Raw genomic sequence first — 13518 nt, forward strand, 5'->3', positions numbered from 1 at the left:
ATTGTTGGTCATGTTGCCGGCAAAGGCGGCGGCAAAGAGGCCGGCATCGATGCAAGGCGTATCACGCAACCTCGATAAACCGGATCACCGTCTCGCCGTAATTGCGCTCGTCCAGCACGGAAAAGCCAAGACCCGGCTCGAAGGGGGCTACAGCCGCCTCCTCGACCACGCATAGCGCGCCGGGGCGAAGCCAGCCGCCTGCCCTGGCCGACTGCAGCGCGCGCTCGCCGAGGCCCTTGCCGTAGGGCGGATCGGCGAAGACGAGGCCGAAGGGAGCGAGCGTGCCAGCCTCGCCAAGGCCGGTGGCATCGCGGCGAAAGATCTTGGTTCGGCCGGTCAGGCCGAAGGCCTCGACATTGTCGCGGATCAGGCCACGGCCTTCCGCCGATTCCTCGATGAAGACGCCGTAGGAGGCACCGCGCGACAGCGCTTCGAGGCCGAGCGCGCCGGTGCCGGCGAACAGATCGAGCACGCGCGCCCCGTCCAGTTGCTCCGCAAAACGGTGCGCCAGCACGTTGAAGACAGCCTCGCGGGTGCGATCGGTCGTCGGGCGGATAACGCTGCTGCGGGGCGTCGCCAGGGGACGCCCGCGAAACTCACCGCCAACGATTCTCATCTTGCGCTGGGTCTCATTCCAATCCGGGCCTCATTTCGTCCTGGGACCCTTGGGGCCGCTGCGCGGCCGTTCGCCGCCACCGGCGCCGCCCGGACGCTCGCCACGCGGCTTGCCGAACGGCTTGGCGCCGGCCGGTTTGCCATAGGACGGCTTGAACGATGCCTTGCGCGCCTTGGCGTCGGCCGCCTTGGCGGCGTCTGCCTCAGCCCTGCCCTTGCCGATCGGCCGCGCGCCCGGTGCCATCCAGACATTGGCCTTGCGCTGGCCGGGCGGCTCGATCGGCCGCTGCTCGCGCTCGGATTTCTTACCACCGCCCGGCTTGCCGCCAAAACCACCGCGCGGCTTGTCACCAAAGCCGCCACGGGGCTTGTCGCTGAAGCTGCGTTCGGGCCGCGGACCGCGCTCGCCATAACTCTTTTCCGGCCCGGCGCCTTTGTCGGGACTTGTCGACAGCTTGCCCAGTGCCTCGTCGCGGCTGCCTTCACGGCGCTTGCGGTTCTTGATCAGCCCGCCCTCGCCGATCGGCCGGCGCTCGCCGTCACGGGTGAACTTCGGCCGTTCCGGCTCCGGCTCGCGGATCTCGGTGCGCCGCACCGGCTTGTTGGAAAACGGCTTTGAAATCTCGGCATCGAAATTGGCGCCGGATTCCTCGACCAGACGCTCGCCAAGCTGGTCGCGCAGCACCCGCCCCTTGATCTCCATCACGTGGCCCTCGGCGAGGTCATCGAGCTGGAACGGTCCGTAGGAAATGCGGATCAGCCGCGTCACATCCAGGCCAAGCGATCCGAGGATGTTTCTGACTTCGCGGTTCTTGCCCTCGCGCAGGCCGATCGTCAGCCAGGCATTGGTGCCCTGCTCACGATCGAGCGTCGCTTCGATGGCGCCGTAAAAGACGCCGTCGACGGCAATGCCTTCACGCAGGCCGGCAAGCGCGCTTTCCTCGACCTTGCCGTGGACGCGCACGCGGTAGCGGCGCAGCCAGCCGGTGGCCGGCAGTTCGAGCACGCGCGACAGGCCGCCATCATTGGTGAGCAGCAGCAGGCCTTCGGTGTTGATGTCGAGGCGACCGATGGTCATCAGCCGCGGCAATTCGGCCGGCAGCACGTCGAAGACGGTCTTGCGGCCCTCGGGATCGCGGTTGGTGGTGACGACGCCGGCGGGCTTGTGGAACAGGAACAGGCGCGTGCGCTCGATCGGCGGGATTTCCATGCCGTCGAGGTGGATGATGTCGCCGGGCATGACGTTGAAAGCCGGCGAGGTCAGCGCCCGGCCATTGACCTTGACTCGGCCGGCGGCGATCAGTTCCTCGGCATCGCGGCGCGAAGCAAGGCCGGCGCGCGCCAGCCGCTTGGCGATGCGCTCGCCTGCCTCTTCCGTCACTTCCGCAGAACGCGGACGCGGCTTGAAGCCGGCACCCGGTGCCCCTTGCGGCCGATCACTGAAGTCGCGCTTGGGGCGGTCAGCGAAGTCGCGCTTCGGACGATCGCCGCCGTCGCGCGGCGCGCGATCGCTGAAATCTCGCTTGGGACGGTCGAAGCGTTTTTCGCCGCCCTCCACCGCCGCAGCGGCCGGACGATCGCCGCGTGGTGCGTAAGGCTTGCGCGGTCCTTCGCGCTTTTCATACGGCTTGCGCTCGCCTTCGGTCGCCATGGGACGGTCGCCGCGCGGCGCATAGGGCTTGCGTGGTCCCTCGCGCTTTTCAAACGGCTTGCGCTCACCTTCGGCCGCCATCGGGCGGTCGCCACGCGGCGCATAGGGCTTGCGCGGTCCTTCGCGCTTTTCATACGGCTTGCGCTCGCCTGCGGCCGCCATCGGGCGGTCGCCGCGCGGTGCGTAGGGCTTGCGTGGTCCCTCGCGCTTCTCAAAGGGCTTGCCTTCGGGACGCGGCCCCTTGCCGAATGGCTTGTCGCCGCCCTTGAAGTCGCGCTTTGGCCGCTCGCCCTCAGCGGCCATTGGCCGATCGCCGCGTGGGGCGTAAGGTTTCTTGGCGCCAAAGGACGGCTTCCCGCCTTTGCCGGCGGCGCCATCACGGCTGCGTGGTCCGGCAGCTTTCGAGCCGCTCCTGACCGGACCCTTTTTGGGTCGGAATTTCTTGTCGTTATCGTCCATGTGGCCTTTGTCCGTTTGCGCTGCTACAGCGTGGCGCATCCTTTTGGGCGCGCAACGAACGCTGTAGCACTTTTGATTGGGCGCATGATCATTTCCGAAAACCGAGTCCGATTTTCGGGGTTATGCGCTCAATAACAGGATCACCGGAGTTTGTCAGGGAAAAGTGGAGACCGGTTTTCCGAGAGACAAACGAAAATCAAAAGCCTGGAGCAAGTGCGGTTCATTCTGAAACGGACTTGCTCCAGCGAGTGGCGAGGAGATAATCGGAATGGAGTTCGCGTGAAGCGGCCGGATTTCATGGCGCTGGCGCTGAGAGAGGCTGAAGCCGCCGCCTTGCGCGGCGAAGTGCCGGTCGGCGCCGTGATCGCCAGCGGCGGTACGGTCGTTGCCAGCGCCGGCAATCGCACCCGCGAACTCGCCGACCCGACGGCGCACGCCGAGATGCTGGTGATCCGCGAGGCCTGCCGCAAACTGTCGAGCGAGCGGCTCACCGGCCATGATCTCTATGTGACGCTGGAGCCTTGCGCCATGTGTGCCGGGGCCATTTCCTTCGCCCGGCTGCGTCGGCTCTATTTCGGCGCCGCCGACGACAAGGGCGGCGCGGTGATCAATGGCGCGCGCTTCTTCGCCTCGACGACCTGCCACCACGCGCCCGACATCTATCCGGGTATGGGCGAGACCGAAGCGGCCCTGCTGCTCAAAGGATTTTTCCGGGAGCGGCGCGATTGAACCGGGCGCACCGCAAAGGCAACGAAGCGTGGCCCGTTTTTACAGGGACGGCAGCCAGTCGAACCAGCCACTGCCCTTCTTGCCTTCCGCCTCTTTCTTCAGGCGGCGTTCCTTCTTGTACTCGTCTTCGCCAAGCTGATCTTTCGGCGCGGTGTCGGCGGCGACGCGATATTGCACCGGCGGCTCGCTCAGATACTTGCGGGTGTTCGGGTCGCCCTGCTTGCTTTCGACAAGGCGGCGCTGGATCTCGGCGGCACGACCCTTGTCGGAATCCGCGGGGCTCCACGCCGGCGGGTGGCTCGAGCCGGAATCCGCCATTGCCTTCTTGATCGATGCTGGATCGGTTTGCACGTCTTCGACGATCTCTGACTGATAAGCCGGATCGTTCTGATGAGCGGTCGCGTCGGCACGCAGGCGGGCGCGGCGCTGCTCCGGCGATTCGGGCCATTCGGCGCTCGCCGTCTCGATGCTGTCCTGCGGCGCCGGCAGCGCTTCCTTCTGGCCTGGCGCCGGCTTCACCAGCGTCGGGCGCGGCTTGTAGTCGATCCGTTCCTTTTGCTTCGGCGCAATAGAAAAGGCGCTTGAAATATCGCCGGCCAGCTGTTCGCCGGCGGTCTTGTCCGTGCCATAGGTCGGAGAGCTCATGCAGCCGGACAGAGCGAGGCCCGATGCGACAAGCGGCGCCAGCAGCGCCAGGCGCGCGTTGTATCTCTCGGTCATGCCAAAAAGTCCCACTGTAGACGGCCTCTCGATTGCCACCGGCCTTTATGTCCGGTTCCCCATCGTCCAAGCACTTGCGACGGAAATCCGGCGACAATTTGTCTTCCGGAGTTTCGCGTGTTTACCTCAACCACTCGTTAAGGGCAACGCGCGGGCGGTTTTCGCCCGCCCGGCGTGGCATTTGTGCACCGATAGCGGCTTTCTGCCCCATCAAAGCCGGCCAAGCGCCTTCAATTCGTGCAGCACCGCCGCATCCCTGGCCGAAACGTCGGGAAACGCAGCGTCCTGTCCGACGTCGGCGGTGTAGCGCCAGGAACGTGCGCATTTCACCAGGCCGCGATCCTCGGCCTTCTCGACCACGACGGCGACACCCCTGACGTCGTCGAGCGTGAAGGCGCCTGCCGGCACCTCGCCATGCGCGATGACCAGATCGCTGGTGATCGCCATCTCGGCCATGTCGACATCGGATATCGCCGCTTCGAGCGCTGCATCGTCGATGGTGACGACCGGCACCGCTTCCAGCGACGAGCCGATCACCTTCTGGGCGCGCGCGATCTCTAGCGCGCCGGTTACGACGCGTCGCACCTGCCGCACCTTGCGCCACTTTTCCGCCAGCGCTTCGTTCTTCCAGTCCGCCGGGATTTGCGGAAACTGGTCGAGATGCACCGAGACGGCGTCCGGATGACGGTCGAGCCAGGCTTCTTCCATGGTGAAAGGCAGCATCGGCGCCAGCCATTTCACCAGACAGTCGAAGAGATGGCGCACCACCTGCACCGAGGCCTTGCGCTTAACGCTCGACGGCGCGTCGCAATACAACGCGTCCTTGCGGATGTCGAAATAGAAGGCCGACAGTTCCACCACCATGAAATCAAGCAGCGTGCGCGTGATGCGCTTGAATTCGAAGGCGTCGTAGCCCGATCGCACCACCTCATCCAACTCGGCCAGCCGGTGCAGCATCAGCCGCTCCAGCTCCGGCATCCTGTCGAGCGGCACCTCTTCGCCATCGTCATGCGCAAGCGTGCCCAGCATCCAGCGGATGGTGTTGCGCAGCTTGCGATAGGCGTCGATGTTGGTCTGCAGCACATTCTTGCCGAGACGCTGGTCTTCCCAATAGTCGGTCGTCACCACCCACAGGCGCAGGATGTCGGCGCCCGACTGCTTGATGACGTCCTGCGGCACGACGGTGTTGCCGAGCGACTTCGACATCTTGCGGCCGTCCTCATCCATGGTGAAGCCATGGGTGACGACTGTTTCATAGGGCGCCCTGCCCCTGGTGCCGCAGCTTTCGAGCAGCGAGGAGTGGAACCAGCCGCGATGCTGGTCGGAGCCTTCGAGATAGACATCGGCCGGCCATTTCAAATCCGGGCGATCCTCCAGCGTGAAGGCGTGGGTCGAGCCCGAATCGAACCAGACGTCGAGGATGTCCATCACCTGCTTCCACTTGGATGCATCGTGGTTGCCAAGGAAACGCTCCTTGGCGCCAGCGGCGAACCAGGCGTCGGCGCCCTCCTGCTCGAAGGCGTCCATGATGCGCTGGTTGACCGCCTCGTCCTTCAGCACATTGCCGTCGGCATCGGCGAAGACGGCGATCGGCACGCCCCAGGCGCGCTGGCGCGACAGCACCCAGTCAGGGCGCTCCTCGATCATGGCGCGGATGCGGTTCTGGCCGGCGGCGGGCACGAAACGGGTGTCGTCGATCGCCTTCAGCGCGCGGCTGCGCAACGTCGAGCCGTCGCCGAGGTCCTTGTCCATATAGACAAACCACTGCGGCGTGTTGCGGAAGATGATCGGTTTTTTGGACCGCCAGGAATGTGGATAGGAGTGTTTCAGCCGGCCGCGTGCGAACAGCGCGCTGCGCTTGATCAGCTCATCGATGACCGCCTGGTTGGCGTTGCCCTTCTTACCATTGTCGTCGATGACGCGCGCGGCTCCGCCCTCGCGGTCCGGGCCAAAACCCGGCGCGTCCTTGGTGAAGAAGCCGCCATCGTCGACGGTGAACGGAATGGCGCTGTCGATGCCGCGTGCGCGCAAATCCGCCGCGGCATCCATCCAGGCGTCAAAGTCCTCGCGGCCATGGCCGGGCGCGGTGTGGACGAAGCCGGTGCCGGCATCGTCGGTGACATGGTCACCGGCGAGCATCGGCACCGGAAACTCATAGCCGCCGCCAAAACCCTTGAACGGATGGGAAAGCGTAAGGCTTCCAAGCTCTTGCGCCGAAACACTGCGAAGCCGATTCAAGGTGACCTTGGCCTTGGCAGCGGACTCTTCGGCCAGCGCGTCGGCGAAGATCAGCTTTTCGCCCGGCTGCGGGCCGAACGCGTTCTCGGCCACCGTCACCTCGTAGAGGCCATAGCTGATGCGCGGCGAGTAGTTGACGGCGCGGTTGCCTGGGATCGTCCATGGCGTCGTCGTCCAGATGACGACGTGGGCCTGCAACAGATCCAGCGCCCCTTCTGTCAGTTTGGTCACGCCGTCATCGACCGGCTGGACCAGGCTGACGACGGGGAACTTCACCCAGATCGTGTCGGACTCGTAGTCCTGGTACTCGACCTCGGCCTCGGCAAGTGCCGTGCGTTCGACCACACTCCACATCACCGGCTTGGAGCCGCGATAGAGCTGGCCCGACATGGCAAACTTCAGCAACTCGCCGGCGATGCGTGACTCGGCATGGAAAGCCATCGTCGTATAGGGATTCTTGAAATCGCCGATGACGCCGAGCCGCTGGAACTCGCCGCCCTGCACCGTGATCCAGTGCGCGGCGAACTCGCGGCATTCCCGGCGGAACTCGTTGACCGGAACCTCGTCCTTGTTCTTGCCCTTGGCCCGATACTGCTCCTCGATCTTCCATTCGATCGGCAGGCCATGGCAGTCCCAGCCCGGCACGTAGTTCGAGTCATAGCCGCGCATCTGGAACGAGCGGGTGATGACGTCCTTGAGGATCTTGTTCAGCGCATGGCCGATATGGATGTTGCCGTTGGCGTAGGGCGGCCCGTCATGCAGCACGTATTTGGTGCGGCCGGCCGCGCTCTCGCGCAGCTTGCGGTAGAGGTCCATGTCCTGCCAGCGCTGGACCAGCAGCGGCTCCTTTTCGGGCAAGCCGGCGCGCATCGGGAAATCCGTCTGCGGCAAATAAAGCGTCTTGGAATAGTCGATTGTTGAATTATTGGGCGTTTCGTCGGTCATTGGTCTGCCATGTACATTGCCCGGCGGCGAAGGGCTCGGGCGTGAGGTCTATGCTTTGACGCATATCGATTTCCCAAAACCGAAGCCACTTCTGGGCGATAAGCGCTGATGATCTGGAAAAAGCGCGAGAGGCCGCGCGCAAGATTCCCGGCGGCTCCGGCGACCCCTCAGGTCGCCCGGAACACCGGGCCGGTAATTCGTATGGTCAGCGCGTGAAGGCGCGAAAAGCTCATCATCGGTGGGCTTTTAGCGGAGATAGGCGCAGGAATAAAGTGTCTCTCGCTCGATTCCGTTACATCGTAAAATCGAAGCGATAGCTGGTCGACACGCCGATCATGAACTGATTGCGGTCGCCGCGTTGCCTGACCAGGCTGGAATCGGCCGCCGGTCCCATCAGGCGCGAATACTCACCGAACAGGCTGGCGGTCATCGGCTCCGTCACCTTCCAGGTTATGGCGCCACCGAGGCCGGTCGACTTCAGGCCGCCGCCGGGATCATATTCGCTGAGGCCGGAGGCCACAGCCTCCTGCGCGTCGACGCCGTAATAGGCGTCGAAATATTTGGCCGAGGCGAATGACACGCGTGGTCCGCCAGAAATCCGGACAGTTGGCGTGACGTCATAAAAAGCGTCGGCCGCAATATCGGCGACAAAGCCGTTATGAGCGCGGACGCCGTGGCGCAGTTCGGCGCGGGCGCGCAGCCAGTCAGTCGGATAGAATTCGAAGAAGCCGCCGACCTCGCCGCCCGAGCGCACTGGATCGAGGCCCTTCAGTTCATCGGCATTGTCGTCGTCACGGGAAAACAGGAACTTGCCGGTCAGGCCGGCGCGAACGCCGCCATCGTCGATCAGCGCCAGCGAGATGTTGTCGTTGCGCGAGGTGAAGCGGGCCGCCGGTCCGGCCTTGCCCAGCGAGATGATCGGTGAGGCGCTGAGCAGGTATTTCTTGCCGCCCTCGAAGTTCGGCGCGATCATGCCGGTTGCACCGACGGTCAGATACCAGTCGCCGGACAGCCAGCTCCCCTCGCCTGCATTGGCGGCGCCCGCGCCGCCAAGCAGCGCAGCGGCTAACACCACAGAGATTCTTCCGACCGGACTCATGGCCACTCCACTAACACAACGCGCACGGTTTACCGATGACAGCTTTGAAGGCCGTTTGGTAAAATTTGATTTAAATCCGAGACATCCGATCGCGGATTGCGGCGCTGCCTCCATAGGCCATCGACTGGACGTTGGCAGGCGCCGGGATTAACCTCCGCCTGGCAGTATCCCGCAGCCCCTGATGGAGACCGCGATAATGACCCTGCATGGCGACGCCTTGAGAACCGCGATGGAACAGACACGGACAAAATGGGGGTGGTTCGTCGCGCTCGGCGTGCTGCTGCTCATCTTCGGCGGCATTGCCTTCGGCAATCTGTTCATCGCCACGGTGGCTTCGGTCTATGTCGTGGGCTGGCTGATGCTGATGGCCGGCGTCATCGAAATCGTGCATGCCTTCGGCGTCAAGACATGGAGCCGCTTCTTCTACTGGCTGCTCAGCGGGCTGCTCTATGCCATCGCCGGATTTTTCGCCTTCGACAATCCGCTGCTGGCTTCGGCGGTACTGACGTTCCTGCTGGCGATCGCGCTGGTCGCTTCCGGGGTGCTCCGGGCCTGGGTCGGCTACAGCCACAGGCCGGAACCCGGCTGGGGCTGGATCGTTGCCGCCGGCGTCATCAGCGCGCTTGCCGGCCTGATCATCGCCATGGGCTGGCCTGTCAACAGCCTGTGGGTGCTCGGGCTGTTTCTGGCGATCGACCTGATCTTCCAGGGCTGGACCTTCATTGCCGTCGGCCTGGCGCTGAAAAAGTAAATTTTGCCTGGGCATGATCTTGCCCGAAAACCGGTTCCCACTTTTCGGGATCATGCTTCTTGCCTGGGCATGATCTTTTCCGAAAACCGGTTCCCACTTTTCGGGATCATGCTTCTTGCCTGGGCATGATCTTGTCCGAAAACCGGTTCCCACTTTTCGGGATCAAGCCTAGAAGGCCATGGCCGCGTCGAGTTCGGAGAGCGGCTTGACGCCGGCAAGCAGCGCGCGCGCTTCGGTTTCATCGCGCTTCATCTGCACGACCAGCGCGTCGAGCCCTTCGAACTTCAGTTCCGGGCGCAGGAAACCGAAGAAGGAAACCTGGCAGACCTCACCATAGAGGTCGCCTGAGAAATCGAAGACGAAGGTTTCCAGCAGCGGCGCGCCGTTGTCGTCGACGGTCGGGCGGCGGCCGAAGCTGGCGACACCGTCGTGAAGCGTGCCGTCGGCGCGACGAAAGCGGACGGCATAGATGCCCTCCTTAAGCGCGGCTTCCGTAGAAAGTCTCATATTCGCGGTTGGAAAGCCAAGCGTGCGGCCGAGCTGCTGGCCGCCCACAACCTCGCTTTCGACGGTGAAGCGATAGCCGAGCAGTCCGGCGGCCTCGGCCACCGCGCCCTCGCTCAGCAGGCCGCGGATGCGGCTCGACGACACCACCTCGTGGCCCTCGTCACGAAAGGCGTCGACGAGCGTGACACCGAAGCCATGACGCTCGCCGGCCGCCATCAGGTAGGCCGGGCCGCCTTGACGGTCCTTGCCGAAATGGAAATCGAACCCGGTCACGGCGTGGATAATGCCAAGGTTCCTTTCCAGCACGTCGGTCACGAATGCTTCCGCCGACAGCGAGGCGAAGTCGCGCGTGAACGGCTGCTCGACAAGCGCGGCAAAGCCCAGCAACGACAGCAGCCTCGCCTTCATCGGCGGCGGCGTCAGCACGAACAACGGCATGTCAGGCCTGAAGACCTTGCGGGGATGCGGTTCGAATGTCAGCACCAGGGCCGGCACCTGGCGCCGACGGGCTTCGGCGAGGGCTCGCTCGAGCACCGCCTGATGGCCGCGATGGACACCGTCGAAATTGCCGATCGCCACCACGCCGCGACGCAAATCGGCGGGCAGCGGCGCGGTTGACAAAATGTGCTGGAAGGCCGCCATCGTCACCTACCGCAGTCTGGGAATAACAGCCACCGGACGGTACCCATGCTTTTCCAGGAAGGTCGCCAGCCTTGCCGGATCGGGTTGCAATGCATCGCCATAGTCGCGCGCATGGATGCCGCCGGACACATAGAGAACGTCGAAACCATTGTCGACCGCGCCCTTCACGTCGGTCATCATGCCGTCGCCAATGGCCAGCACCTGCGAACGCTCTACCGGCCGGCCAAGAATCTCGGCAACCTCCTTGATCGCAACGTCATAGATCGGCGCGTAGGGTTTTCCGGCGATCAAGGTGCGGCCGCCGAGCTGGGCATAGTCGCGTGCCAGCGCACCGGCACACCAGATGATGCGTTCGCCGCGTTCGACCACGATATCGGGATTTGCACAGATGAAGGGCAGGTTCCTGGCGCGCAACCGCTGCAGAAGCTCGGTATAGTCCTCGGGCTTCTCGACCTCGTCATCGAACAGGCCGGTGCAGACGACGCCGGACGCCTCGAATTCCTCGACAAGCTCGACGTCGAGACCGTCATAGAGGGTGAAATCGCGGTCGGCGCCAATATGGAATATCTTTCGAGGCCCCTCGGCTATCAGGTCGCGGGTCACGTCGCCTGATGTGACGACCCGGTCGTAGGCTGATGGCGGGACGCCGATCGCGTTCATCTGCGCCACGACATCGGCACTTCTGCGTGGCGAATTGGTGATCAGGACGATGGGGATTTCTGCCTCGCGCGCCCTCGCCAGCGCCGAGGCTGCAACAGGAAAGTGCGTCTCGCCATTGTGCACTACACCCCAGACATCGCACAGGATTGCCGAGTAGCCCTTCGACACGTCTTCGAGCGAGCCGATGATTTCAGGCGAATCCGCCATGCCGTTTCCTTCAGTCATGATCATTGCGAGCGCCGCGGCCGACGGTTCGCCGCAGCCGGTTCCGATTAACCGAACCGCCCCGACCTGTCACCAGCTTTCGCCCGGATGCCGTGTTGGTTAGCGGTTGGTGAAGCGTGGACCAAGCAATCGAGCGGTTTCCCAAACCCGTCCTTCAGCGTTTTGTGGAAAGTTGGCGCCTGATCAAGAATCCGCCGGCGGGGGCCGCAGCAAGACATGCATGAACTCTGGCGCCAGTTCTGCCGCGACAAACGCGGCAACTATGCTCTTATGACGGTCGTTGCGCTGGTTCCGCTGATGGGCAGCCTGGCGATGGCGGTCGACTACACCGAGATGAATCGTCAAAAGCAGACGGTGTTGAATGCGCTCGATGCCGCCAACTTCGCCACGGCGCGACGGCTGACGGAAGGTGCGACCGACGACCAGTTGAGGGCCTATGCGCTCGACTTCTTCAACGCCAACCTCAACAGCGTAGATCCCGCCAACACGACGCTCAACGTCACCTTGCCAAGCAACACCAGCGGCGGCGGCTTGCTCAAGATGAGCGCGCGTCTTGACTACCAGCCCTATTTCTTTCCTGCCTTCGGCCGGCTCATCGGCAAATCCCAAACCGACGCGAACCAGAAGATCAGCTTCGACGTCTCCTCGGAAGTGCGGCTGAAGAACACGCTGGAAGTTGCCCTGGTGCTCGACAATTCCGGATCGATGACCACGACCGGAACCGGCTCTGGGCAAAGGCGCATCGATCTTCTCAAAACTGCTGCCAAGCAGCTGGTCGACACGCTGGCCCTGCAAGCGGCAATGATCAAGCAGGTGGACAAGCCGGTGCAATTCGGCCTCGTGCCATTTGCGGCCTCGGTCAATGTCGGTGCCAGCAACGGCAACGCGTCGTGGATGGACACCGAAGGCCTATCGCCGGTATCGAACGAGAACTTCGACTGGTCGACGCTGAACACGGCCAACAAATACGCCCAGCAGACCAACGGCATCTGGTACAAGCGCGGCTCCGGATGGGGTGCCGATGAAGGCCAGATGCTGACCCGGTTTTCGCTCTACCGTGACATGAAGGTCGTCGCCAATCACGAGCGCGTCACCAACAGCAAACGCGTGGTGTGCGACGAGTACAATTCGAACAACACCTGCAAACGAAGCCACGACGAGTATGACTACATCGATTCCTATGGCCCGTTCGCCAGTTGGCAGGGCTGCGTCGAAGCCCGGCCCTACCCCTACAATGTCAACGACGCGCCGCCGTCCGGCGGCTCGGCGAACACCGGCATAGGGGTCGGCGATCCGGCGACGATGTTCGTGCCGATGTTCGCCCCGGACGAACCCGGCAATCATTGGAAGCTCACCCAGGATCCCGATGAGGCCATGCCGACGACCTATGGCGCCGTGAACAGCTGGTGGAATGACGACCCGACGAGCAGCACTGGCCAATCCCGGCTGCGCAACATGGCCAAATATTTCCAGCCGCGGCCGATCGATGCGCCGGCGCTGCCGGCCGGAAACGGCCCGAACTACAGCTGCACCACCAACCCGATCACGCCGCTGACCGATGTCAGCGTCACCGACGGACTGACCTCGATCAAGGCCGCGATCGACCTGATGCAGCCGAATGGCGGCACCAGCGTTCCCGAGGGCATGGCCTGGGGCTGGCGGGTGGTCTCGAGCGGCGAGCCGTTCACACAAGGACGCCCGGAAACCGAAAGAGGCAACGACAAGGTCGTGATCGTGCTGACCGACGGCGCCAACACCTACTACACGCCTGCGTCGCTCGGCTATTCCGATCCCGCCGATTCAAAGTCGACCTACGCGTCCTACGGCTATCTCAACCCCGGCTACAACGGCACCTCGGTTGGCCGCATGTTTCTGGGCACATCGAGCGCCATTGGCCAGTTCGACTATTCGAACGGCAACTACACGAGCGCGCTCAACGAGCAGATGGCGACGCTTTGCAACAACGCCAAGGCGGCCAACATCATGGTGATGACGGTGGCGCTCGACCTGTCCACGACCAAAACCAGCGACCAGGCGGCGATCGCGGCGCTGAAATCCTGCTCGTCGAACTCTCGCTTCCGCAAGGATCCGACGGATCCGAGCAAGCCGGCCAAGCTGTTCTGGAACGCGACCGGCGCCACCTTGTCGAACGATTTCAAGGAAATCGGCAACGAATTGTCGAACCTGCGCGTCGTCAGCTGATCCGGGGGCACTGGCAGCCATCTGGCGCAACGGCTGGCGGCGCCATGGCCTTGCGAACGCCTGCCGGTGCGGGCA

Annotated in this window: 10 protein-coding genes; 3 read left to right on the forward strand and 7 right to left on the reverse strand. The window is 63.8% G+C overall.

What is annotated here, in order from left to right; genetic code table 11:
* Positions 1 to 61 precede the first annotated feature (61 nt).
* Positions 62 to 616: a 16S rRNA (guanine(966)-N(2))-methyltransferase RsmD gene (gene rsmD / locus HNQ71_RS02480; RefSeq protein WP_184871020.1), complete on the reverse strand. Its 555-nt coding sequence runs from the start codon at positions 614 to 616 to the stop codon at positions 62 to 64.
* A 30-nt stretch (positions 617 to 646) separates the two neighbouring features.
* A complete protein-coding gene (locus tag HNQ71_RS02485) occupies positions 647 to 2725 on the reverse strand; it encodes a pseudouridine synthase (protein ID WP_184871021.1) in 2079 nt (692 codons plus the stop codon).
* Between the two features lie 279 nt (positions 2726 to 3004).
* On the opposite strand from HNQ71_RS02485, the gene HNQ71_RS02490 reads away from it, so the two are divergent.
* The gene (locus HNQ71_RS02490) at positions 3005 to 3454 is read left to right on the forward strand and encodes a deaminase (protein ID WP_184871022.1); all 450 of its coding nucleotides are present in this window, start codon (positions 3005 to 3007) and stop codon (positions 3452 to 3454) included.
* Between the two features lie 39 nt (positions 3455 to 3493).
* Here HNQ71_RS02490 and HNQ71_RS02495 read toward each other — a convergent pair whose 3' ends face one another.
* The 3 genes from HNQ71_RS02495 to HNQ71_RS02505 all read right to left on the reverse strand — a co-directional run bounded on the left by HNQ71_RS02495 (position 3494) and on the right by HNQ71_RS02505 (position 8456).
* Entirely contained in the window at positions 3494 to 4174 is a 681-nt protein-coding gene (locus HNQ71_RS02495; protein ID WP_184871023.1) for a hypothetical protein, read from the reverse strand.
* 210 nt (positions 4175 to 4384) lie between these two features.
* Positions 4385 to 7357, reverse strand: a complete 2973-nt coding sequence (ileS, locus tag HNQ71_RS02500; protein WP_184871024.1) for an isoleucine--tRNA ligase — start codon at positions 7355 to 7357, stop codon at positions 4385 to 4387.
* Between the two features lie 292 nt (positions 7358 to 7649).
* The gene (locus HNQ71_RS02505) at positions 7650 to 8456 is read right to left on the reverse strand and encodes a MipA/OmpV family protein (RefSeq protein WP_184871025.1); all 807 of its coding nucleotides are present in this window, start codon (positions 8454 to 8456) and stop codon (positions 7650 to 7652) included.
* A gap of 196 nt (positions 8457 to 8652) precedes the next feature.
* On the opposite strand from HNQ71_RS02505, the gene HNQ71_RS02510 reads away from it, so the two are divergent.
* Positions 8653 to 9207, forward strand: coding sequence for an HdeD family acid-resistance protein (locus HNQ71_RS02510; RefSeq protein WP_184871026.1), 555 nt, complete (start codon positions 8653 to 8655; stop codon positions 9205 to 9207).
* 168 nt (positions 9208 to 9375) lie between these two features.
* Here the strand turns inward: HNQ71_RS02510 and HNQ71_RS02515 are convergent, their stop codons facing one another.
* Positions 9376 to 10356 (reverse strand): bifunctional riboflavin kinase/FAD synthetase, encoded by a 981-nt coding sequence (locus HNQ71_RS02515; RefSeq protein WP_184871027.1) that lies wholly within the window; start codon positions 10354 to 10356, stop codon positions 9376 to 9378.
* A 6-nt stretch (positions 10357 to 10362) separates the two neighbouring features.
* Positions 10363 to 11223 (reverse strand): TIGR01459 family HAD-type hydrolase, encoded by an 861-nt coding sequence (locus HNQ71_RS02520; protein WP_184871028.1) that lies wholly within the window; start codon positions 11221 to 11223, stop codon positions 10363 to 10365.
* 234 nt (positions 11224 to 11457) lie between these two features.
* Between HNQ71_RS02520 and HNQ71_RS02525 the strand changes: the two genes are divergently transcribed.
* Positions 11458 to 13443, forward strand: coding sequence for a TadE/TadG family type IV pilus assembly protein (locus tag HNQ71_RS02525; RefSeq protein ID WP_184871029.1), 1986 nt, complete (start codon positions 11458 to 11460; stop codon positions 13441 to 13443).
* The last annotated feature ends 75 nt before the right edge of the window (positions 13444 to 13518 follow it).

The sequence above is a fragment of the Mesorhizobium sangaii genome, assembly GCF_014207355.1.
GTDB classification, from domain to species: Bacteria; Pseudomonadota; Alphaproteobacteria; order Rhizobiales; family Rhizobiaceae; genus Mesorhizobium; species Mesorhizobium sangaii.

Bases quoted from the DNA above. Each gene is read 5' to 3' on its own strand.
- rsmD (WP_184871020.1), bottom strand. From the start codon at position 616: ATGAGAATCGTTGGCGGTGAGTTTCGCGGGCGTCCCCTGGCGACGCCC.
- HNQ71_RS02485 (WP_184871021.1), bottom strand. From the start codon at position 2,725: ATGGACGATAACGACAAGAAATTCCGACCCAAAAAGGGTCCGGTCAGG.
- HNQ71_RS02495 (WP_184871023.1), bottom strand. From the start codon at position 4,174: ATGACCGAGAGATACAACGCGCGCCTGGCGCTGCTGGCGCCGCTTGTC.
- ileS (WP_184871024.1), bottom strand. From the start codon at position 7,357: ATGACCGACGAAACGCCCAATAATTCAACAATCGACTATTCCAAGACG.
- HNQ71_RS02505 (WP_184871025.1), bottom strand. From the start codon at position 8,456: ATGAGTCCGGTCGGAAGAATCTCTGTGGTGTTAGCCGCTGCGCTGCTT.
- HNQ71_RS02510 (WP_184871026.1), top strand. From the start codon at position 8,653: ATGACCCTGCATGGCGACGCCTTGAGAACCGCGATGGAACAGACACGG.
- HNQ71_RS02515 (WP_184871027.1), bottom strand. From the start codon at position 10,356: ATGGCGGCCTTCCAGCACATTTTGTCAACCGCGCCGCTGCCCGCCGAT.
- HNQ71_RS02520 (WP_184871028.1), bottom strand. From the start codon at position 11,223: ATGGCGGATTCGCCTGAAATCATCGGCTCGCTCGAAGACGTGTCGAAG.
- HNQ71_RS02525 (WP_184871029.1), top strand. From the start codon at position 11,458: ATGCATGAACTCTGGCGCCAGTTCTGCCGCGACAAACGCGGCAACTAT.